Below are 21,940 nucleotides of genomic sequence, written 5' to 3'. Positions count from 1 at the left end.
GTCGTCTCCGACCCATTCGAAACGTGTCCTACAGGCTCCGATCGGTGCGGGAGAATGGGACAGACGAATGGAGGCGGCACATGGCGCTGCGTGTGGGCGTGATCGGCGGAGGACAGCTGGCCCGGATGATGATCGCTCCGGCGGTCGAATTGGGCCTCGATGTGCGAGTGCTCGCCGAGGATGTGGGAATGTCCGCCGGACTCGCGGCCAGCGCGGTCGGCGACTATCGCGACCTCGACGCCGTGCGCGCCTTCGCGGCCGACGTCGATGTCGTGACCTTCGACCACGAGCACGTACCGCAGGACGTGCTGCGCGCCCTCGTCGCCGATGGTGTGGTGGTGCATCCCGGCCCGGATGCGCTGCAGTTCGCTCAGGACAAGCTGGTGATGCGTGCGCGTCTCGCCGAGCTCGGCGTTCCTCAGCCTGATTGGGCCGCCGTGCGCACCATCGACGAGCTGCAGCAGTTCCTCGATGCGCATGCCGGTGCGGGCGTCGTCAAGACACCCCGTGGCGGATATGACGGCAAGGGCGTCCGTGTCGTGCGTGCGGCGGTGGATGCCGAGGACTGGCTGGACGCTCTCCCCGAGGGGGAGACGCTCCTCGTCGAGGAGTTGGTTCCGTTCGTGCGAGAGCTTGCACAGCAGGTCGCCCGTCGCCCGAGTGGTGACATCGTGGCGTATCCCGTCGTGGAGACGGTGCAGCGCGACGGTGTGTGCGCCGAGGTGATCGCGCCCGCGCCCGCAGCAGGCGAGCGGCTGGTGGAGGTTGCGGAGGGGATCGGCCGGGCGATCGCTGAGGGTCTCGGAGTGACCGGCATGCTCGCGGTCGAGCTGTTCGAGACCGACGACGAGCGCATCCTCGTGAACGAGCTCGCCATGAGGCCCCACAACAGCGGCCACTGGAGCCAGGACGGCGCGGTGACCGGCCAGTTCGAGCAGCACCTGCGTGCCGTGGTCGATCTGCCCCTCGGCAGCACGGCTCCTCGCGCGGCGTGGTCCGTGATGGTGAACATCCTCGGCGGACCGGTCGAAGGGACGCTGGAAGAACGTTTCGGTGCGGCGATGGCCGAGCACCCGCAGGCGAAGATCCACACGTACGGGAAGGCGCCGCGGCCCGGGCGCAAGGTCGGCCATGTCAACGTCGCGGACGACGATCTCGACGATGCCGTGTACGTCGCACGCGCGGTCGCTGCGCACTTCGCCTGATCGCGAACCGTGGCGCGCACCGTGAGCATGCGACACATGCCGCGCAAGAGGTGTGCCGTTCGGGGATTCTCCCAGCGGCAGACCGTAGCCTGATCTGGTGACCGAGCCATTGCACTCTTCCGCCGCGCCTCTGGTCGGCGTCGTCATGGGATCCGACTCCGACTGGCGTGTGATGAGCGACGCATCCCAGGCGCTCACCGACTTCGGCATCGCGCATGAGGTCGAGGTGGTGTCCGCGCATCGCACACCCGACAAGCTCATGTCGTATGCGCGCGAGGCGCGGGCACGCGGCGTCCGCGTCATCATCGCCGGCGCCGGGGGAGCAGCCCACCTTCCCGGCATGCTTGCCTCCATGACGCCGCTTCCCGTGGTCGGTGTACCGGTTCCGCTTGCCTACCTCGACGGCATGGACTCGCTGCTCTCGATCGTGCAGATGCCCGCGGGGATTCCCGTGGCGACCGTGTCGATCGGCGGCGCCCGCAATGCGGGGCTGCTCGCCGCACGGATTCTCGGTACCGCCGACGACGATCTCGCCGATCGCGTCGAGGCCTACGCGAGCGACCTCGAGACCCAGGTCGAGGAGAAGAACGAACGGTTGAAGGCGTCGCTGTGACCCTTGCGCCTCCGCGCGCATCACGGCGCCCGCTCATCGAGACCCGGCCGCTGCGGCACCCGGATTCCTCCGACGCGGGGTCGATGACGAAGCGCGGCTGGTGGCTGGTCGTCCTGAACCTCCTGATTCCCGGTTCGGCACAGGTGCTCGCGGGCAATCGTCGGCTCGGCCGTTTTGGTCTCGGTGCCACCCTGCTGTCATGGTTCCTGGTGATCGTGGGGTTGGGTCTCGCGCTGTTCGCGCGACCTGCGCTGCTGTGGTTGACGATCGGCGCCGGGTTCTTCTCGGCGGTGATCCTCACGCTCGTGCAGGTGCTGCTGATCGCATACGCCGTGCTGTGGATCGTGCTCACGTTCGACACGCTGCGCCTCGTGCGGCTCGTCAAGGTGCCGACGGCGTCCCGTTTCGCCATCCCTGTCGTGGCGCTCCTCCTGCTGGGGCTCGTGGGTGGTGGTGCGGGGTATGCGGCGACGGCGGTCGGTTCGGTGCGGAACACGCTCGGGGCGATCTTCGGACAGAGCGGACCGAGCCTGCCCCCGAGCGACGGCTACTACAACATCCTGCTCCTCGGCGCGGACAGCGGCGATGGGCGCGATTCGATGCGTTTCGACAGCATCTCCGTCGTCTCCGTGAACGCGGAGACCGGCGCGATGACGATCACAGGTATTCCTCGCGAGCTGCCGGGTGCGCCCTTCAGCGATGGCAGCCCGATGCAGGAGCTCTACCCGAACGGTTTCGAGGGGCACTCCTCGCCGACGTGTGGCTGGAACGGCTGGATGAACCACGTCCGCTACGCTGCCGAGGTCTGCCGTGACGACAACGGCACCGGGCTCTACCCCGACGCCGCGGCGAAGGGGTCCGAGCCGGGCATCGAGGCGACGAAGGATGCCGCCGAGGGCGTGCTCGGGATCGAGATCCCGTACTACGTGTTCGTCGACATGCACGGCTTCGCAGAGCTCGTCGATGCTCTGGGTGGCGTCGACATCGACGTCACGGGTCCTCGTCTGCCCAAGGGCGGGCCGCCCGAGAACTGGTCGGGCACGGACGTGAGCGAGTGGGCCATCGGCTGGATCGAACCCGGCCAGCAGCATATGGATGGTGACACCGCCCAGTGGTACGCGCGCTCGCGCTACACGACCAGTGACTGGGATCGCATGAAGCGGCAGCGTCAGCTGCAGGAGGCGATCCTCGCGCAGTTCACGCCGCAGACCGTTCTCACGCGCTTCAACGAGGTGGCGGCGGCGGGCACGGCGCTGATCAGCACCGACCTGCCCTCGGACAAGCTGCCCGAGTTCTTCGATCTGATGCTCAAGGCGAAGGAGCAGCCGGTCACGTCGATCGAGCTCACACCGGCTTCCGGGGTGGACGAGCACAACCCCGACTACGCCTACATCCATCAGATGATCCAGCAGGCGCTGCATCCGCCCACGCCGACGCCGACGCCCACCCCCTGACCACACGGCTCTCTGCCACGCATTCGAGGTGCGCTTCAGGCCGTGAGTGAAACGTGCGAGGACACGCCAAAGCCCACGGCCGTCCAGCGAGGGACGGGGCGGCCGTGGGCTTCCGGTGTGATCACCGGATGCACCAGACGACGGTGATCGGAGGGGGAGGGATCACCGTCGTCCAGTCGACCACCGCACGAGGCGGCAGCCGGATCTAGGCGCGCTTGCGGCGAGAAGCACCGACAGCGACGAGGGCTCCACCGGCGACGAGCGCAGCGGCTCCACCACCGAGGATCCACGGCGAGACGCTTCCGCCGGTCAGGGCGAGTTCGAAGCCGCCGCTGCTTCCGCCCGTGAGCGGCAGCTCGGAGCCTGCGGCCGCGACACCGGGGTCGTGGTCGCAGCTGGCGGCGGCATCATGTCCGTGCGAGACCGTGATGGTCGCCGTGTACGAGCGCGAGCCGTTGAATGCGACTGCATAGGAGCCCTCGCCGTCGGACGGCGGGCGGAAGGTGAGCGTCAGGCTGCCGTCGGATGCGGCGACGTTGCCCGAGACCGCGGCCTTGGCAGCGTTGAGCCCGGACACCGAGACGTTCACATTCTCACCCGGCAGGAAGTACGCCGGTCCGAAGACGATCGTTGACACTTCGCAGATGTCGATGATCGGGTTGCCGACCTTGGCTCCCGGAGGGGCCGGATACGAATCGGACGACGCAGCCGGCGCGGAAGGCGCGGCAGTGGCGACGGCGGGCGCAGCGAGTACGAGCGCGCCGGCGGTGAGGCTGATGGCAGCCAGTTTCTTCAGCATGATTTCTCCCCAGAATTTCACGCGGAATCGCCTTCGGACACACCCCTGCGTCCGACTGCGTGGTGTCTTCCTGCCCCCACGGCAGGATTGCAGACTCCAGATATTCCCCAGTGAGTCGACAGTACCCTATCCGGCGGGGAAAGTCACGAAGCGCAGCGGAGCGGTTTCCGCGGCGTGTCAGGGGTGTCGATCAGAGGGGTGTGCACCACATCGGTAAGGCGCTCGCCGGCGCCCGTCCCCTGGAACTCGAGCGTGATCGTGGTGGACTCTCCAGGGGCGAGGGAAACCTCGTGCTGCACCACGGAGCGATCGCCGAGCAGGGCGGTCTGCACGCTCTCCTCCTTGCCGTCGCGGTCGGTGTGCGACGGAGTGGCACCTTCGGGACCATAAATCGCGATGAGGGTGCGCACGGTGCCGGCCGGCACCCCGTACACGCCGTCTCCCGTCACATACGCGGGCAGCGAGGTCGCCGCGTCTGCGGGCGCGGTGTTCGTCCAGGTCACCCGCACCTGCGTCGTCGGGGTGCCCTGGCACGTGCCGACGGACGTCGCGATGGTCGCCCTGGTGTAGTAGTCCATCTTCGATCCCGTGCTGTCGTTGAACAGCACTCCCACGTAGGTCGCGTCGGTGCTGTCGGTCGGGATCGTGCCGCCGAGTTCGGAAGCCGCCAGCAGCGCCTCCTCGTCCGGGTGGGCGCTCCAGACGCGGATGCGTCCCTCACCGGCAGACTTCGCCAGGGCGCCGATCAGGGCCTGCGGGTCTCCGCCGGAGAGCGCCGCACCGAACAGGGCGCCGGCGGCCTGCGCGAAGATCTGGTCCTGCACCGCGGGGTCGGGAACGGCGGCGTAGATCTGCGACAGGAGGATGTCGGTCACGTTGTCGGCGGTCGCGGTGAAGGGGCCGAACGCGAGGTCGCCTGTCGCGGCCAGGAGATGCCGCGCGACGACGGCGTCGACGGCGATGACGCCATCGACAGTGCCACCGAATCGCCCCGTCCAGCGGGCGGCGATCGTCGCGCCCGCTTCGGTGAAGTCGGGGATGCTCGTGATGTTCTGCAGATACCTGCCCGGGCCGTCCTCGAACAGGGCGATCGTCGAGTCGCTCAGCGGCAGCGCCGTATCGAGGGGCGGGAAGTCGCTCGTCGACGCCTGGGACTGCAGGGTGATCCTGCCGTTCTCCGCGTGCAGGAGGGCGATCGAGCCGACGATGCCGCCCGACGAGCGCAACTCCGCATTGTTCTGCATCGCGAGGACGTAGTTGCGCGGTCCCTCGCCTCCGAGCATCGTCGGAAGCAGCACGGCCGCCCCGTGCAGGGAGCCCACCACGGTGGCCGCCTCGGTGACAGCCGAGCGCATCTCGCCGATGGCGTCTGCGAGCGGGGGGAGCGTCGCGTCGGCATCGATGCGCTTCGCTCTCGCCTCCGCCTCGCTCAGCGCGGTGCCCGCCGTGCCGAGCGGCTTCGCGACCTCGGCGAACGGCGCGAGGTCGATCACGCCGCCGGTGAACCCGAGACTCGCGAGATCGAGGTCGCCGGCCACGTCCAGCAGCGGGGTGAGGGCATCGGACGACACATCGTCGGCGATCTCCGCGATGTCGCTCACTGCACGGAAGTTCGGTCCCAGCCAGGGCACGACGCCGAACGCGTGCCAGACGGGGTCCGACGTGAGGTCGTGAGCCGACGCCGCGTTGCGCGCGATGCTCTTCGCTATCGGCTGCGCCGCCTCGATGTCGCCGTCGGCGATCGCGGCCTTCAGCTGCGTCGCGCTCTTGGCGACCTGTTGAAGGTTGCTCACCGCGCCGATTCCGCGAACCGTGACCCATCCGATGGCGACGATGAGGAGGGACAGCAGGATGCCGACGGTCCACCCGATCCATCGGCGCCGGACGGGAAGTCGACCATCGCTCACCCGAGCATTCAAGCATGAACCTCTGGGCCGGTGGTGGGCGGATTCTGTGGGAACGCTGATATTCACGCGGCGCGGGGGGCTGACTCCCCGGGGAGCGAGCCTCGCGAGGTTAACCTGAACACATGGGTGCTCGGCTGCGTGTAGTTCTGGATCAGCTCGTGCACGTCGTCGACCCCGATCAGGCTGCGGCGGCGCTCGACCTCGCCGCCGGACTGGTCGCGACAGCGCCATCCGGGTGCACGGTCGACGCGATCGTGCCCGCGGGTGCGACGGTGGCGGTGCCCGGTGTGGGTGACGTCCGGACGCTCGGGTTCGGCCGGCGTGAGCTCGCCGCCTCATGGCAGCTGGGCATCGCGCCGGGTGTCGGTGGCGGCCTGATCCACTCTCCGTCCCTGCTGGCGCCGCTCGTCCGCCACGATCGTGTGCACGACAACAATCAGACGACGGTGACGCTCTGGGATCTGCGTGCCTGGGACGCTCCAGAGCAGCTGTCGAAAGGTGCGGTGGCGTGGCAGCGCGGCATGCTCCGGCGTGCCGTGCGGCATGCCGATGCTGTGGTCGTGCCCTCGCATGCGGTCGCGCAGCGATTGTCCGAGCTCGCGAAGCTCGGCGATCGGGTGCGGGTGATCGCGGGTGCACCACCGCGCGGGTTCCGTGCGCCCGCCGACGCGGCGGATCGACGCGCGACCCTCTCGCTGCCTGATGAGTACGTGGTGCTCACCGGTTCGCTCGACACCGTGTCCGATGCATTCCGTGGTGCGCTGGCCGCAGGCCTCGACGCGGTGATCGTCGACGCGTCCGAGGGTGCGGAGCCTCGATTCGCGGACGCGGCGTCCGCCGTCGGGCTGCCCGAGCGGCGTGCGCACGTACGGGGCGCGCTTTCCCCCGAGGACCGCGCAGCCGTGCTTGCCGGAGCATCGGCATATGTGACGACGGATGCGGTCGCCGGCTGGCCGTGGCGCGCGGTCGAGGCGATGGCGCTCGGCATCCCCGTCGTCGCTGTCGACACCGGCTCGCACCGTGACGTGATCGCGGACGGTGGCCTGTTGGTGCCCGGTGGCGAGATCGCGGAAGCCGTCGCCGAAGCGACGGGTGTGGCGGCGGATCGGCTTCGCGTGCTCGCCGCCGATCGGTCACGAGCGTTCTCCTGGGCGAGCTCTGCGGAGCGCCTCTGGGGCCTGCACGCCGACCTGTGATTGGCTGAGAGCAAGCTCCGCATACGGGCGACACGCCGAAAAGTTGTGGCGCAAAGCGTGTAACAGTGGCATCATCACGCAACTTCCGTCACACTGGTCACATGTCTCGACGTGCCCCACGCTCGCGAAACACCATGAGGACCTCCCCACTCCTCACCTGTGTCGTCGCTGTCTTCGCCCTGGTCATCGGAACGGTGGTCCCCGCTACTGCAGCCGCCGCCTCCACTGCTGCCGCGGCGTCCGCCCCGACGAGCACGGCGCAGGTCGCCGGTGATCCTGCGTCCACGGGGATCGTGAAGACGACACTCGCAGGCTTCGACGCCGGCAACATCATCAGCGACGCCGTGTTCACGAACAAGAACACGATGAGCGAGGCCCAGATCCAGGCCTTCTTCAACAGCAAGGTCTCTCGTTGCCTCGGGGGCACGGACGAGAACGGGAAGCCGATCGTCTGCCTCAAGGACTTCACGATCACTTCCGTCAGTCGACCCGCGGACGCGTACTGCAGCGGCTACACGGGTGCGGCGAATGAGTCGGCCGCGCGGATCATCTATCGCGTCGCCCAGTCCTGCAACATCAACCCTCAGGTGCTCATCGTGATGCTCCAGAAGGAGCAGGGCCTGATCACGCACACCTGGCCGAGCGCCTGGCGCTTCAACATCGCGCTGGGCCAGGGCTGCCCTGACACGGCGCCCTGTGACCCGAACTACATCGGCTTCTTCCACCAGATCTACGGCGCCGCACGTCAGATGCAGATCTACATGGAGGGAAAGTGGTTCCAGTGGTACGCCCCGGGTAGGACATGGAACATCCTCTACAACCCGAATGCGAACTGCGGCAGCTCGCCTGTGTACATCGCGAACAAGGCGACGTCGGCGCTCTACTACTACACGCCGTACCAGCCGAACGCGGCTGCCCTCCGTGCGGGGTACGGCGCCGGAGACGCGTGCTCGGCCTACGGCAATCGGAACTTCTACAACTACTTCACCGACTGGTTCGGCCCGACCCAGGGGGCGAAGGATGACCCGATCGGGGTCGTCGACACGATCGAAGCGCTTCCTGGCGAGTACCGGGTGCGCGGGTGGGCGCTGGACCCGAACACCGCGGAGAGCATCGCCATCCACGTCTACATCGGCTCGGCAGGCTACGCCTACGTGGCTGATGGTGACCGTCCTGACGTTGGTGCGGCCTACCCCGGAATGGGGAACAAGCATGGTTTCGATCTGAGAATCCCGACGTCCGCGGCCGGCGGCGTGCGAATCTGCGTCTATGGCATCAACATCGGGGCGGGTAGCAACTCCACGCTCAGGTGCGACGAGGTGATCGGCAAGACCGGACCTCCTGTCGGCGCTCTCGAGTCCGCAGTCGCAGTCGACGGCGGCGTCGAGGTGTCCGGATGGGCGCTCGATCCTGACACTGCCAGCTCGATCGCGGTGCATGTCTACGTGGGATCGTCGGCCACAGCTCTCGTCGCGAGTCGACCGCGAAACGACGTCATGGCGCAGTACCCGCTGTACGGCAATGCGCACGGCTTCGGCGCGAAGATCACCGCACCCGCGGGGCCGCAGAGCGTCTGCGCCTATGGCATCAACGTCGGCAACGGCAACAATGTGCTGATCGGCTGCGCCACTGTGACCGTGCCGCCTGCGACGGATCCAGGGCGCGCGCCCATCGGGCACGTCGAGAGCATGGCCGCCGGTCCCGGGGGAGCGACGATCTCGGGGTGGGCGTACGATCCCGACACGACCGACCCCATCGACATCCGCATCGAGGTTGATGGCGTCTCCAAGAACTACCGGGCCGACAAAGACCGCCCCGACTTCGGTGCCGCCTATCCGTCGATGGGCTCGCGTCATGGATTCAACGAGTTCGTGTCCATGTCGGTCGGATCGCACCAGGTGTGCGTGTATGCGATCAACAACGGTGCCGGCGGAAGTCCGCTCATCGTCTGCTCCACCGTCAAGGTGACGGCCCCTGTGGATCAGGGACGGGTGCCCGGTGGCTTCGTCGAGGGAGTCGTCGCCGGACCGGGCGGCGCAACCGTATCCGGCTGGGCGTTCGATCCCGATACAACCGACCCGATCCAGGTGCATATCTACGTCGACGGCGTCGGCAAGGCATACATGGCCGACAAGGCGCGCGCCGATGTCGCAGCCTCTTACCCGGGCGCGGGTCCACGGACTGGCTTCAACGAGTTCGTGTCGATGTCGATGGGCACGCACCAGGTGTGCGTGTACGCGATCAACAACGGAGCCGGCGGCAATCCGCTGATCTCATGCTCGACGGTCAAGGTCACTGCCGCAGTCGACCGCGGACTCGTTCCCCGTGGGTTCGTCGAGAGCATGTCTCCGGGAACGGGTGGCGCGACGGTGGCAGGCTGGGCATTCGATCCCGACACGATCGATCCGATCCAGGTGCATATCTACGTCGACGGCGTCGGCAAGGCATACATGGCCGACAAGGCGCGCGGTGACGTCGCGGCGGCCTATCCGGGGGCCGGACCTCTCACCGGGTTCAACGAGTTCATCCCGATGTCGGTGGGTTCGCACCAGGTGTGCGTGTACGCGATCAACACTGGGGCCGGTGGCAACCCGTTGCTCGTGTGCTCCACCGTGAAGGTGAGCGCACCGCCGCCAGCTGTCGACCAGGGACGTGTGCCCGTCGGGTTCGTGGAGAGCTTCGTGCCGAGTGCCGGAGGAGCGACTCTCAACGGCTGGGCGTTCGACCCTGATACCACGGACTCGATCCTCGTGCACGTGTACGTCAACGGGGTGGGTACCGGGTTCCTCGCCGACCGAGACCGCCCTGACGTCGGGGCCGCATATCCCTCCGTCGGATCCAAGCACGGATTCAACCAGTTCGTGGCGATGCCTTCGGGAGCCAACCAGGTGTGCGTTTATGCGATCAACACCGGCGCCGGTGGTAACCCCCTGATCGTGTGCTCCACGGTGCGGGTGCCATGATCTCCGGATAGATGCGAACCCCGTGGCGCACATGTCACGAGGAACCAGTGAAGAGGCCGTCCGTGATCCCGCGGGCGACCTCTTCGCGTATGCATTCCGCTCCCGCTTCCGCCGATGGCCACTCCATCTGCCAGACAATCCCAGAAAGAATGACGTGCGGAAACTCGAACTCGACGCGCTGTCCGGGTTCGTCCTGGTGCCGTCGGCTTTGCGGCCGGGCTACCGGGGGGATGCGATCGTCAAGTCGGTGGTGCGCGTGCGAACTATGCGAGGTACGCCGCGAGCGAATCCAGCATAGGGGAGGGGCGGAAGCCGGTCGCGCTCAGCTTGTCGAGCCGCAGCACGCTGTTACTCGGGCGCGGTGCGATCGGTCCTGCTGCGGAGGAGAAATACTCCTCTGTGCTGACGCCCGTCACGCGTGAGGCATCGTGACCGGTGGTCGTGAAGACGACTTGGGCGAGCTCCGCCCAGGTCATCGGTACTCCGGCACCTGAGAGGTTGTACACCCCGTACGAGGGGCGCGTGGTCAGCAGGTGCTGAACTCCAGCCGCGATGTCGGAGGTGAAGGTCAGACGCCCGGTCTGATCGTTGACGACCTTCGGGTCGATATCGCGCTCGGCGAGTGAGGCCATCGTGCGCACGAAGTTCTTCCCCTCACCGATCACCCAGGATGTGCGGATGATGTAGTGGTGAGGCACGGTTGCGACGATCGCATCGCCCGCCGCCTTGGTCTGCCCGTACACGCCCAGGGGCGAGATGGCGTCTTCCTCCGTGTACTCGTCGTCCTTGGTTCCGTCGAACACGTAGTCGCTGGAAACGTGCACGAGCGTGATGCCGTTCTCCGTCGCGATGCGCGCGAGTATCGCGACTCCGGAGACGTTGGCTGCCCAGGCCGCGGCGCGTCCTTCCGCCGTCTCCGCAGCGTCGACTGCCGTGTAGGCGGCGGCGTTGATGATGGTCGCGTAGTCGCGCCACCGACGGCTCTCGGCGAAGGAAGGGTCGGCGAGGTCGAACTCGGCTCGTCCGACGTAGTCGAGCTCCGCCGACTCTCCGAGGAGCTCGTGCAGCGCGCGCCCCAGCTGCCCGTTCGCACCGATCACGAGTGTCTTCTTAGGGGGGATGGGCGTGACGTCGGCGAGCCGCGGGTGGGCGAGATCCTTGGGGGAGATCTCGACGTCTGCCAGCGGGATCGGCCACACGATGGCCGCGGTCTCATCCGCGAGGTTCAGGAACGAGTACTCGGCGTCAGGCGACCAGTGGTCGTTGACAAGATATGCGTAGGCGGTATTGGGCTCGAGAGTCTGATAGGAGTTGCCGACGCCTCGCGGCACGAAGATCGCGCGAGACGGGTCGAGCTCGGTCGTGAAGACCGTGCCGAACGAGGGCCCTTCGCGGAGGTCGACCCAGGCGCCGAAGATGCGTCCCGTTGCCACCGAGACCCACTTGTCCCAGGGTTCTGCGTGGATACCCCGTGTCGTACCGATCGCGTCGTTGAAGGAGATGTTGTTCTGCACCGGGCCGAAGTCGGGGAGTCCGGCGGCGACCATCTTCTCGCGCTGCCAGTTCTCCTTGAACCAACCGCGGGAGTCGCCGTGCACGGGGATGTCGGCGACGAGCAGTCCCGGAATGGCCGTCTCCGCGATGGTCAGAGACTTGCCGAACTCTGTCATCACTGGCCCTTGGAGGCGTAGAACGACTCGGTCGCGTCCTTCGAGGGGGCCCACCAGGCCTCGTTGTCCCGGTACCAAGCGATCGTCGAGGCGAGCCCGGACTCGAAGTCGCCGTATGTCGGCGTCCAGCCGAGTTCGGTGCGCAGCTTCGTCGAGTCGATGGCGTAGCGAAGGTCGTGTCCTGCGCGATCGGTGACGTGATCGTAGGCGTCGGCGGGTTGCCCCATCTCGGTGAGGATGAGCTCGACGACGGATTTGTTGTCCTTCTCCCCGTCGGCGCCGATCAGGTAGGTCTCACCGATCTCGCCCTTGTCGAGGATCGTGAGCACCGCCGAGGAATGGTCGTCGGCGTGGATCCAGTCACGGACGTTCTGCCCGGCACCGTACAGCTTGGGGCGGATGCCGCGGATGACGTTGGTGATCTGCCGCGGGATGAACTTCTCGACATGCTGGTACGGGCCGTAGTTGTTGGAGCAGTTCGAGATCGTCGCACGCACTCCGAACGAGCGCACCCAGGCGCGCACGAGCAGGTCGCTGCCGGCCTTCGTGGAGGAGTACGGGGAAGACGGGTTGTAGGGCGTCTGCTCGGTGAAGCGCTCGGGGTCGTCGAGTTCAAGGTCGCCGTAGACCTCGTCCGTGGAGATGTGGTGGAAGCGGCGATCATGGCGCCGCGCGGCCTCGAGCAGCGTGTACGTGCCGATGATGTTGGTGTCGAGGAAGGGACGCGGGTCGTGCAGGGAATTGTCGTTGTGCGATTCGGCGGCATAGTGCACCACCGCATCGGCGTCGGCGAAGAGGGCGTCGACCAGTTCGGCGTCGGCGATATCGCCCTCGACGAACCGGATCCGGTCAGCGGGGAGGCCTTCGAGAGATGCCTTGTTCCCTGCGTACGTCAGCTTGTCGAGCACGGTGACGTGGGCATCGGTGTTCCCGATGACGTGGTGCACGAAGTTGGAACCGATGAAGCCGGCGCCGCCGGTGACGAGCAGTTTCTGCATGACAGCCAGCGTACCGGGTGGCCTGTGCGTGATTCGGGGCGTTTGTTCAGGTGGACTCGATCAGGGAGACTGGTGGGCATGCGTGGCATTATTCTCGCCGGCGGCACAGGCTCCCGGCTGCACCCGATCACTCTCGGCGTCTCGAAGCAGCTGGTCCCGGTGTACGACAAGCCGATGATCTACTACCCGCTGTCGACCCTGATCCTCGCCGGCATCCGTGACATCCTCCTCATCACGACACCGCACGATGCGGACTCGTTCCAGCGCCTGCTCGGCGACGGGTCGAAGTTCGGCGTCTCGATCACCTACAAGACGCAGCCGTCGCCGGACGGCCTCGCACAGGCCTTCATCCTCGGAGAGGAGCACATCGGCGACGATTCCGTCGCCCTCGTGCTCGGCGACAACATCTTCTACGGGCAGGGGATGGGAACCCAACTTCGCCAGTACACCGAGCTCGACGGGGGCGTCGTGTTCGGCTACTGGGTCGACGACGCGGCCGCCTATGGTGTCGTCGAATTCGATCGCGAAGGGAGAGTCGTCTCCCTGGAGGAGAAGCCCCTCCACCCCAAGAGCAATTACGCCGTGCCCGGTCTCTACTTCTATGACAATGACGTCATCGAGATCGCGAAGGCGCTCAAGCCGTCTCCCCGCGGTGAACTTGAGATCACGGACATCAACCGGGAGTACCTGGAGCGAGGCAAGCTCAAGGTGCAGTTGCTGACGCGCGGCACCGCGTGGCTGGACACCGGGACGTTCGACTCATTGGCGGAGGCGACGGACTTCATCCGCACGGTCGAGAAGCGTCAGGGGTTGTCGATCGGCTGCCCGGAGGAGGTCGCCTGGCGAATGGGCTTCCTGACGGACGACGAACTGCGTGAGCGCGCGGAGCCGCTGCGAAAGAGCGGGTATGGCGAGTATCTCCTCAAGGCATTGCAGCAGGGGGGCCGCTGAGTGGTGCCCAACGGCGTCCTCCCGGCCCCGCGGAGGGCCGTCGTCTACGCGCTCTCGGGCGATTCGCGCACCCTCGAACCCACGGCCGCCACTGCACTCGAAACTCTCGCGACCCATGCGACGCGGCTGCTCGTCACCGTGCCGACCGAGGTGTCAGATGCCGACGCCCGCCTTGCACACCTCGACATCCAGCTCATCCCCGTCGCCACCTCCCGCTTCGATCCGGCGAACTACCGGGATGCGCTCGAGGCGCTGAAACCGCTGCACGGCGAGATCGACGAGATCGTGCTCACCGGAGACGGATGGTTCGGCCCGCTCGACTCGTTCGACGCGATGCTCGAGCGCATGGATGCGGTCACGGGAGATGGATGGCAGGCTGCTGAGATCGTCGGGGAGCTCGATGGCTCCTTCCCCGAACAGGGGCACCCTCTCGTCGCGATGCCGTGGGCCTGGTTCGTCGCGCGCCGATCCTTGTTCGAGAGCGCCGCGTGGTCAGCGTTCTGGAGCGGCCATGGCCGCTCGGGGAGCGCGGCCGAACAGGAGCGCGTCATCGCCCCCCGGCTGGCCGCGGCGGGGCATCGCATCGAGTTCGCGTTCCCTGGCGACGCATATCCGACGAACAACGCTCCGGCTCACGTCGCTGACGTGCTGATCGAGGACGGATATCCGTTCCTCGATCGAGGCGTGTTCGCGTGGTATCCGACCTATCTCGACCGCCACGGCATCATCGGCAGCGACATCCTCGATGTTGCCGAGGCGCACGGGCTGGACCGCGACGCCGCCCTGAGCGCACTCGCGCGAACGGTTGCACCACGCACGCTGAACGCCAATGCCGGCCTCCTGGGGATCAAGTCCCAGCGGAGCGTGAATCCCGGAACGGATGCGGAGGGGCTGCGGATCGCGGCGGTGGTGTACGCCCGCGATCTGCCTGCCTTCGAACAGCTCTGCGGCAAGCTGGGCAACATCCCGGCCGGGTTCGACCTGATCGTGACGACCACCGATGGCCGCAAGGCCGCTCGCATCGAGCGATTCGTGGAGTCCCGCACCCTCGGCAACGCGCGACTCGACGTCAGAGTGACGCCATCCCGTAAGGGGCGCGATATGGCGGATTTCTTCGTGGGATGCCACGATCTGCTGCTCGAGCGCGAGTACGACGTGCTCGTGAAGGTTCACGCGCGCAAGCACGTCAAGAAGACGCTGAACGTCGTGCGCTACTTCACGCGGTTCCAGACGGAGAACCTCCTCGCGTCTCCCGAGTATGTGCAGAACGTGCTCGGTGAGTTCGCGGCGAAGCCACGCCTCGGCGTCGTGTTCCCGCCGACGATGCACATCGGCTACTCGATCCTGGGTACAGGGTGGGGCGGCGCCCGAAACCGCACCTCAGCGACGCGGCTGCTGCGCAAGCTCGGTGTGGGTGTGCCTGTCGAGACCGTCTCTCCTCTCGCCCCGTATGGAGGCATGTGGTTCTGCCGGCCCGAGGCACTTGCGCCGATGGCCGAGCTGCGTCTGAGCTACCGCGACTACACGTCGAGCGGACCGATCAAGGACTTCGCCAGGGTGCAGGAGCGGATCGTCGCGCACGTGGCAGGCCAATCGGGGTACTACTCGCAGACCGTGCTCACTCCAGAGCATGCGGCGATCAGTCACACGGCGATCGACTACAAGGTCGATCAATTGTTCTCGACGACGAGCGGATACCCCGTCGACGCGGTGACTCTGATCCAGCGCGCGGGGCGGATGAGCGGCGTCGGGCTGTTCGGGCTCTCGCGTATGTACCTCACCATGAACCACCCCGTGCTCGCGGCCATCGCCAGCCCCGCCTACAAGGCGGCGTATGCGGCGATCTTCGCGGCAAAGGGCGCGCGACGCGCGTTGCGGTACGCGCGTCGCCGCATCAACAACTACCGGGGAGGATTCTGATGAGAACCGCCGAACTCACCACGTTCCCGACTCGCGATGCGGCGACCTTCCCCGAGGGCGGACGACGCCTCCTGATCTACGTCGTGTACGACCGACGCGGCGAAGTAGAGGATTACGTCCCGTACGCGTTGACGGACCTGCGCCGATTCTGCGAGCGGATCATCGTCATCTCCAACGGCCCGCTGGCCGCCTCTGGACGCGCAACCCTCGAGACCGTCGCCGACGAGGTGATCGAACGCGACAACTCAGGGTTCGACATCTGGGGCTACAAGCACGGCCTCGATCATGTCGGTGACGGGATCGGCGACTTCGACGAGGTCATCCTCGCAAACGACACCTGGTTCGGTCCGGTGCGTCCGTTCGACCCGGTGTTCGAGCGGATGGACCGTCAGGAGCTGCACTTCTGGGGAATGACCGATCACATGCGGGTCGAGCCGAACCCCTTCACCAAGCGCGATTACCTGGCGTATCACCTGCAGTCGTACTGGCTGGTTGCGCGCAAGGAACTCGTCGCCAGCACCGAGTGGATCGACTACTGGGCGAACCTGCCCGTCATGCATGGATACGAAGACGCAGTGGTCAAGCATGAGGCGGTCTTCACCGAGCGATTCACCTCGTACGGGTTCGTCGGCGAGGTGGCGTTCCCGACGCTGACCGACAAGGTCGAGAACCACGCCGTCCTCTATGCCGAGCAGTTGCTTGACGCTGGGTGCCCGACGCTGAAGCGTCGTCCGTTCTTCCAATGGCCGCCGTACCTCGACCGCTTGGCGGTGGTGGGCAAGTGGACCCTGGACGCGGCGGCGCGCTACGGCTATCCCATGCCGATCCTCATGCAGGACCTGGCGCGGAACGTCGAGCCCCGCACCCTGAATGCGGACGCCGCTCTGCTCGATGTGATCAACGAGCACGATGAGAACTACGACGAGAGTGCGCCGCTGCGCACCCTGGCCGTCGCCCACATCTACTACCCGGAGCTCGCGTCGTCGATGTTCGACGGGCTGGATGGTCTCCCCGGCGACTACGACCTGATCGTCACGACGGCGGATGAGGGTCGAGCCGCGCAGATCCGGGACACACTGGCATCGCGGACTGCGCGGGGGAGCGTGGACGTGCGCGTGGTGCAGTCGAATGACGGACGCGATCAGAGTGCGTTCCTCATCGCTTGCCGCGAAGAGCTGCTGCACGGCGGGTATGAGCTCGTCGTCAAGATCCACTCGAAGAAGACTCCTCAGGACGCGTTCAACCCCGGTCGCCTCTTCGCCCGCCAACAGCTCGATAATCTGCTCCACAGCCCGGGCCACGTCGCCGGGATCGTCGCGCTGTTCCAGCGTGAACCCGGACTGGGACTCGCGTACCCGCCGATGGTGCATATCGGCTACGGCACGATGGGGCACGCGTGGTGGGACAACCGCCCACGCTTCACGGAGATCGCCTCGGAGCTCGGCATCCGCGTCCCCATTGATCAGCTCTCGCCGCTCGCCCCCTACGGTTCGATGTACTTCGCGCGCCCCGAGGCGCTGCGCCTGCTGCTCGAGGCAGAGTGGAGCTTCGACGATTTCGGAGGCACGGAGGCGTACAAAGACGGCGGGTTGGCGCATGTGCTCGAACGGATGCCGTCCTACGCGGCTGGCGAGCTCGGCTTCCACACCCGGACGATCGCGACTCCGTCATACCTGGCGCGGAGCCACACAGCGCTCGAATACAATCTTGATCAGATGTCCAGCACCCTGACGGACACGACGATGCAGCAGATCGAGCGCATGCGCGCGGCCGGCGACTTCGGCGATGGACGACTCGAGGACTTCGCGTACATGTACGCGCGTATGAACAGACCAGAGCTTGAGCCGCGATTCCGGGCTGCCTTCGAGCGAGTCGCACCGTGGCGACGCCGCCTCGGCAGATTGCGCCCCTCGCGGATCCTGCGGAAACTCTTGCCGACCCCCGGCAGCAAGGGAGCATGAAACGAATGACAGAGGCAACGCCATCGGCGGCCAGCGCGCGGTTCGCGCGGATCGCCACGATGCCTATGCGGAGCATCGGCGCCGTCGGCAAAGGGTCGACGGCAGGATTCCTCGGACCGTTCCGTGAGCTCGTCGACCACCGGGAGATGCTCTCGCTCCTCGTCAAGCGCGACCTGAAGGCCCGGTACAAGGACTCAGCACTCGGCTTCCTCTGGGTGCTCGCGCGCCCGCTGATGCAGCTGGCGATCTACTTCGTCGTGCTCGGCCACTTCCTGGGCGCGGCACGTGGTATCCCGGACTTCGCGATCTACGTGTTCGCCGGACTCACTGCGATGGGCCTCTTCCAGGAGATCCTCGTCGGCGGAACGGGTTCGATCCTCGCGAATGCCGGTCTCGTCAAGAAGGTGTACGTCCCGCGCGAGGTCTTCCCTCTCGCAAGCACGGGGGCAGCGCTTTTCAACTTCGGCGTTCAGCTCGTGGTACTCATCATCGCGACTATTGCGATCGGCAAGCCGCCGCTGCACGCGGGCCTCATCTACTTCCTGCCCGCACTCGCGTTGCTCGTGGTGTTCGGTCTGGCGTTGGCCCTCTTCTGCGGCGCCGTGAACGTCTACCTTCGTGACACGCAGTACCTCGTCGACGTGATCACGATGCTCTTGTTCTGGGCGTCCCCGGTGGTCTACTCCTGGCAGATGGTGTCTCAGCTGGTGACCGTCCCGTGGTTGGTCGAGCTCTACACCGACAATCCGCTCACCCTCGCCGTGCTCGGCTTCCAGCGTGCGTTCTGGGTCTCGGGCGACGCGGTCGCGTGGCCGGACAACCTCATGCTTCGCATGCTCATCGCGCTGATCATCGGCGTGGTCCTGCTCTTCGTGAGCCACCGTGTCTTCCTGCGTCTGCAGGGTAACTTCGCGCAGGAGCTGTGATCATGGCCGAAACCAAGACGCACGAGTTCGACGTGCCCGCGCCCGAGGTCATCCGGGTCACCAACGTGTCCAAGCGCTTCACCGTGCGCAAGGACTCCTCCCTCAAGGAGAGGGTCGTCACCCTCGGACGCGCTGGGCGACAGCATCGCCAGGACTTCTGGGGCCTCAGCGACGTGAGCGTCAGCATCAACGCAGGCACGACGATCGGATTGATCGGCCATAACGGCTCGGGAAAGAGCACGCTGCTCAAGGTGCTGGGCGGCATCATCCAGCCGACCGACGGTACGGTCGAGCAGCGCGGTCGGGTCGCCGCTCTTCTCGAACTCGGCGCAGGATTCCATCCCGATCTCACCGGACGCGAGAACGTGTTCCTCAACGGCTCGGTGCTCGGGCTCACCAGAGAGCAGGTCGAGGAGCAGTTCGCCGCGATCCTCGAGTTCTCGGGTGTCGGTGAATTCATCGACACCCAGGTCAAGTTCTATTCCTCCGGGATGTACGTCCGCCTTGCGTTCGCGATCGCCGTGCATACCGATCCGGACATCCTCCTCGTGGATGAGGTCCTCGCTGTCGGTGACGAGCAGTTCCAGCAGAAATGCCTCGACAAGATCCGTGAGTTCCAGACGGAGGGACGCACGATCATCATCGTGAGCCACGCTCTCGATCAGATCTCCGCTCTCTGCGACCGCGTGGTGGTCATGGACAAAGGCAAACTCGTCTACGACGGGATTCCCGTCACGGCCATAAAGACGTTCCGCAAGCTGCTCGCGGACAACGCCGTCGGTCAGGCCCGACCCGACCAGGTGTCCCGGGCGCTCGAGATCCGTTCGATCAAGCTCCGCGACGAGTCGGGGAAGGCCGTCAGCACGCTGAGGGCAGGCGGTGACATCACTTTGAAGGTCAAGGTCGAGATGCTGCGTCCCATCGAGCAGTGGGCGATCGGGTTCAGTGTTGACTCGTCGCTCGGACAGATCGCGCTCGCATCGAACACGGACATGCTCGACATCCAGCTCGACCCGCTGACGGCATCGCGCGACGTGTCTATCACGTTCACGACGGACGGACTCAGCCCTGGACGGTACACCGTCAACGTCAACGCATCGGGAATCAGCGAGCCCACCTCGCACGGTCTGATGAACGGCGCTGAGTTCGAGATCCTCGGCGACATCGTCTCGGTCGGTCCTGTCGCCACGGCCGTGCGGATCGTATGACCTCTGATTCGACGGCTTCGCATCCGCTGGTCTCGATCATTGTCCCGGTGTACAACTCGGGCGTGCATCTGCGGCCGTGTGTGCGCTCGATCCTCGACCAGACGTACGAGAATCTCGAAGTCATCCTCATCGACGACGGGTCCACCGACGATTCCGGTGCGATCTGTGACGCTTTCGCCGTCGAGGATGCCCGCGTCCGCGTCGTTCACCAGGCGAACGGGGGCATCGCTTCTGCACAGAACGCGGGCCTCGACAGAGCCACCGGCGACCTCGTCACCTTCTGCGACAACGACGACCTCATGGTTCCGCGGATGCTGGAGCGTCTGGTGGCTCTGATGCAAGAGACCGGTGCGGACATGGGCTGCTGCCGGTGGCGCAATGTCGGTGCGAGTCAGGGGCCGGCGGAGGTCGCGAAGCACCGCGACGATCCGTTCGGTTCTTCGCTCGTGTTCGACGACGCTGCCAAGGCCTATCAACTGGTGTTCTCCGTGGCAGTACGTCGTCTCCTGCGCCTCGAGCTGAAGTACTTCAGTGAGGCGAACTGGGGCAAGGTGTACCGCTCTCACCTCTTCGAAGGAGTGCGTTTCCCCGACGGACGCTACGCGCAGGACGTCGCAGTGGCGATGAGCCTCTATGAGCGCACATCGACCGTCGTCTCGTGCACGGACGCCTTGTACTACTGGCTCCAGCGCGGCGACAGTGTCTCGCACGCCGTGAAGTCCACGGGCTACTACTCCGATATCGTGCAGGCACACCTCACATCCTTCGACGCCGCCCTTCGTATGGGTATCACCCCGGCGCGGGCATACTCCGGGCTGAAGACGCTCCGCTTCGAGCGCCGCAGTGCGATCACATCGGCGGACCAGGCGATCTACGCCGCCGACGTGCGGGCCGTGCGCACTCGCCTCCGACGACTGAGCCTCGGGCAGCGAGTGCTGTGTCAACTGCTGTACTTACAGCGCGCGATCGAGGTCCAGGTCTACAACCGCACGGTGCACCGACGTCGCTGACGTCGGAGGTATCGCTATTAGGATGGCTAACCGTGGCGAAAGTGAATGAACGCGTGCTGGTGATCGTCCCCGCGTGGAACGAAGAGAAGAACGTCGGCCACACCGTTTCGGAGATTCTGGCAGCCGATGATCGCTACGACGTGATCGTCGTGGACGACGGGTCGACTGACGCCACCGTCGAGGTCGCCAAGGGGGCCGGTGCGACCGTACTCCCGCTGCCTTTCAACCTCGGCGTCGGCGGAGCGATGAAGACGGGCTACACCTACGCTCAGCGACACGGCTACGCGCGCGCGATCCAGGTCGACGCCGATGGTCAGCACAATCCCGCCAACATCGCCGAGGTGCTCAGCGGCCTCGACCATGCCGACATCTCGATCGGAGCGCGCTTCGCCGATGTGGGGGACTACTCCGTGCGCGGACCGCGCAAGTGGGCGATGGTGTTCCTCGCCTCTGTCGTCTCCCGCGTGGCCGGCGCGAAGCTCACCGATGTCACGAGCGGATTCCGTGCCGCGAACGCGCGCGCTATCGCCCAATATGTCCGCTACTACCCGGCGGAGTATCTCGGCGACACCATCGACTCGCTCGTCGCCGGTGCGCACGCAGGCCTGACCGTGACCCAGATTCCGGTGGCGATGCGGCCGCGCGTGCACGGTCGCCCCTCGCAGGGGGCCATCGGCTCCACCATCTACCTGTTCCGCTCCGTGTTCGCACTCGGGCTCGCGCTGATGCGAGGACGTCGAAAGGCCGCCGCATGATCGTCTTCCTCGGGATCGCGTTCGCCCTGTTCGTGCTCGCAGTCATCATCTGGATGCTGCTGAGCAAACGCCTCCGCGAGAAGTACGCGGTGCTGTGGCTCATCATCGGCGTCGCGATGCTCGTGCTGACGGTGTTCCCTGATCTGCTGGTATGGCTTTCGGCCACACTGGGCGTCCAGGTGCCTTCGAACCTGCTGTTCGTCGGGGCGCTCGCTCTCCTGGTGGGCGTGACGCTGCATCAATCCTGGGAACTGTCTACGGCAGAGGACGAGACGCGACGTGTCGCCGAAGAGGTCGCGATCCTTCGTGCCGAGGTCGATGCACTGCGTGCTCTCGCTGCTCGCACCGAGAGCGACCGCGAGGATTGAGAGGCGGGGTTCCCGCCCTTGCCTCGTGAGGTGGAC

At 66.2% G+C, this 21,940-nt stretch carries 17 protein-coding genes; 13 read left to right on the top strand and 4 right to left on the bottom strand.

Annotation, left to right across the window (positions count from 1 at the left end):
• The first annotated feature begins 80 nt into the window (after positions 1 to 80).
• The 3 genes from WFM69_RS14710 to WFM69_RS14700 all read left to right on the top strand — a co-directional run bounded on the left by WFM69_RS14710 (position 81) and on the right by WFM69_RS14700 (position 3,272).
• Positions 81 to 1,205 carry a 5-(carboxyamino)imidazole ribonucleotide synthase gene (locus WFM69_RS14710; protein WP_337005936.1) on the top strand — a complete coding sequence of 375 codons (1,125 nt, stop codon included), beginning with the start codon at positions 81 to 83 and terminating at the stop codon, positions 1,203 to 1,205.
• A 145-nt stretch (positions 1,206 to 1,350) separates the two neighbouring features.
• Entirely contained in the window at positions 1,351 to 1,818 is a 468-nt protein-coding gene (gene purE, locus WFM69_RS14705) for a 5-(carboxyamino)imidazole ribonucleotide mutase (RefSeq protein ID WP_337006049.1), read from the top strand.
• Complete coding sequence (locus tag WFM69_RS14700; RefSeq protein WP_337005935.1) at positions 1,815 to 3,272, top strand: LCP family protein; 1,458 nt, start codon at positions 1,815 to 1,817, stop codon at positions 3,270 to 3,272. The genes purE and WFM69_RS14700 overlap by 4 nt, the downstream gene beginning before the upstream one ends.
• A 205-nt stretch (positions 3,273 to 3,477) precedes the next feature.
• Here the strand turns inward: WFM69_RS14700 and WFM69_RS14695 are convergent, their stop codons facing one another.
• Both WFM69_RS14695 and WFM69_RS14690 read right to left on the bottom strand, forming a co-directional pair.
• Positions 3,478 to 4,071, bottom strand: coding sequence for a hypothetical protein (locus WFM69_RS14695; protein ID WP_337005933.1), 594 nt, complete (start codon positions 4,069 to 4,071; stop codon positions 3,478 to 3,480).
• 143 nt (positions 4,072 to 4,214) lie between these two features.
• The gene (locus WFM69_RS14690; protein WP_337005931.1) at positions 4,215 to 5,978 is read right to left on the bottom strand and encodes a DUF4012 domain-containing protein; all 1,764 of its coding nucleotides are present in this window, start codon (positions 5,976 to 5,978) and stop codon (positions 4,215 to 4,217) included.
• Positions 5,979 to 6,100: 122 nt separating this feature from the next.
• On the opposite strand from WFM69_RS14690, the gene WFM69_RS14685 reads away from it, so the two are divergent.
• Together WFM69_RS14685 and WFM69_RS14680 are read left to right on the top strand one after the other, a co-directional pair.
• Entirely contained in the window at positions 6,101 to 7,174 is a 1,074-nt protein-coding gene (locus WFM69_RS14685; RefSeq protein ID WP_337005929.1) for a glycosyltransferase, read from the top strand.
• A gap of 134 nt (positions 7,175 to 7,308) precedes the next feature.
• Positions 7,309 to 10,137 carry a hypothetical protein gene (locus WFM69_RS14680; protein WP_337005927.1) on the top strand — a complete coding sequence of 943 codons (2,829 nt, stop codon included), beginning with the start codon at positions 7,309 to 7,311 and terminating at the stop codon, positions 10,135 to 10,137.
• A gap of 263 nt (positions 10,138 to 10,400) precedes the next feature.
• Here WFM69_RS14680 and WFM69_RS14675 read toward each other — a convergent pair whose 3' ends face one another.
• Together WFM69_RS14675 and rfbB are read right to left on the bottom strand one after the other, a co-directional pair.
• Positions 10,401 to 11,807 carry a bifunctional dTDP-4-dehydrorhamnose 3,5-epimerase family protein/NAD(P)-dependent oxidoreductase gene (locus WFM69_RS14675; protein ID WP_337005925.1) on the bottom strand — a complete coding sequence of 469 codons (1,407 nt, stop codon included), beginning with the start codon at positions 11,805 to 11,807 and terminating at the stop codon, positions 10,401 to 10,403.
• On the bottom strand, positions 11,807 to 12,805 hold the full coding sequence (gene rfbB, locus WFM69_RS14670) for a dTDP-glucose 4,6-dehydratase (RefSeq protein WP_337005923.1): 999 nt from the start codon (positions 12,803 to 12,805) through the stop codon (positions 11,807 to 11,809). Before rfbB ends, WFM69_RS14675 begins: the two co-directional genes overlap by 1 nt.
• Positions 12,806 to 12,883: 78 nt before the next feature.
• Between rfbB and rfbA the strand changes: the two genes are divergently transcribed.
• The 8 genes from rfbA to WFM69_RS14630 are packed head-to-tail and all read left to right on the top strand — an operon-like array spanning position 12,884 to position 21,904.
• A complete protein-coding gene (rfbA, locus tag WFM69_RS14665) occupies positions 12,884 to 13,756 on the top strand; it encodes a glucose-1-phosphate thymidylyltransferase RfbA (protein ID WP_337005921.1) in 873 nt (290 codons plus the stop codon).
• Positions 13,757 to 13,759: 3 nt separating this feature from the next.
• Positions 13,760 to 15,676, top strand: coding sequence for a rhamnan synthesis F family protein (locus WFM69_RS14660; protein WP_337005919.1), 1,917 nt, complete (start codon positions 13,760 to 13,762; stop codon positions 15,674 to 15,676).
• On the top strand, positions 15,676 to 17,637 hold the full coding sequence (locus tag WFM69_RS14655) for a rhamnan synthesis F family protein (protein WP_337005917.1): 1,962 nt from the start codon (positions 15,676 to 15,678) through the stop codon (positions 17,635 to 17,637). The genes WFM69_RS14660 and WFM69_RS14655 overlap by 1 nt, the downstream gene beginning before the upstream one ends.
• A gap of 5 nt (positions 17,638 to 17,642) precedes the next feature.
• Positions 17,643 to 18,563 carry an ABC transporter permease gene (locus tag WFM69_RS14650; RefSeq protein ID WP_337005915.1) on the top strand — a complete coding sequence of 307 codons (921 nt, stop codon included), beginning with the start codon at positions 17,643 to 17,645 and terminating at the stop codon, positions 18,561 to 18,563.
• Positions 18,564 to 18,565: 2 nt separating this feature from the next.
• Complete coding sequence (locus WFM69_RS14645; protein WP_337005913.1) at positions 18,566 to 19,771, top strand: ABC transporter ATP-binding protein; 1,206 nt, start codon at positions 18,566 to 18,568, stop codon at positions 19,769 to 19,771.
• Positions 19,768 to 20,781, top strand: coding sequence for a glycosyltransferase family 2 protein (locus WFM69_RS14640; protein ID WP_337005911.1), 1,014 nt, complete (start codon positions 19,768 to 19,770; stop codon positions 20,779 to 20,781). Before WFM69_RS14645 ends, WFM69_RS14640 begins: the two co-directional genes overlap by 4 nt.
• A 32-nt stretch (positions 20,782 to 20,813) precedes the next feature.
• Positions 20,814 to 21,536, top strand: coding sequence for a glycosyltransferase family 2 protein (locus WFM69_RS14635; RefSeq protein ID WP_337005909.1), 723 nt, complete (start codon positions 20,814 to 20,816; stop codon positions 21,534 to 21,536).
• A complete protein-coding gene (locus WFM69_RS14630; RefSeq protein ID WP_337005907.1) occupies positions 21,533 to 21,904 on the top strand; it encodes a DUF2304 domain-containing protein in 372 nt (123 codons plus the stop codon). The genes WFM69_RS14635 and WFM69_RS14630 overlap by 4 nt, the downstream gene beginning before the upstream one ends.
• Positions 21,905 to 21,940 lie beyond the last annotated feature (36 nt).

Origin of the sequence: Microbacterium sp. LB12 (assembly GCF_037150835.1) — a bacterium.
Classification (GTDB): Bacteria; Actinomycetota; Actinomycetes; order Actinomycetales; family Microbacteriaceae; genus Microbacterium.
Note: the sequence above shows the minus strand (reverse complement) of the source record. Positions and strands in the feature narration are given on the sequence as shown.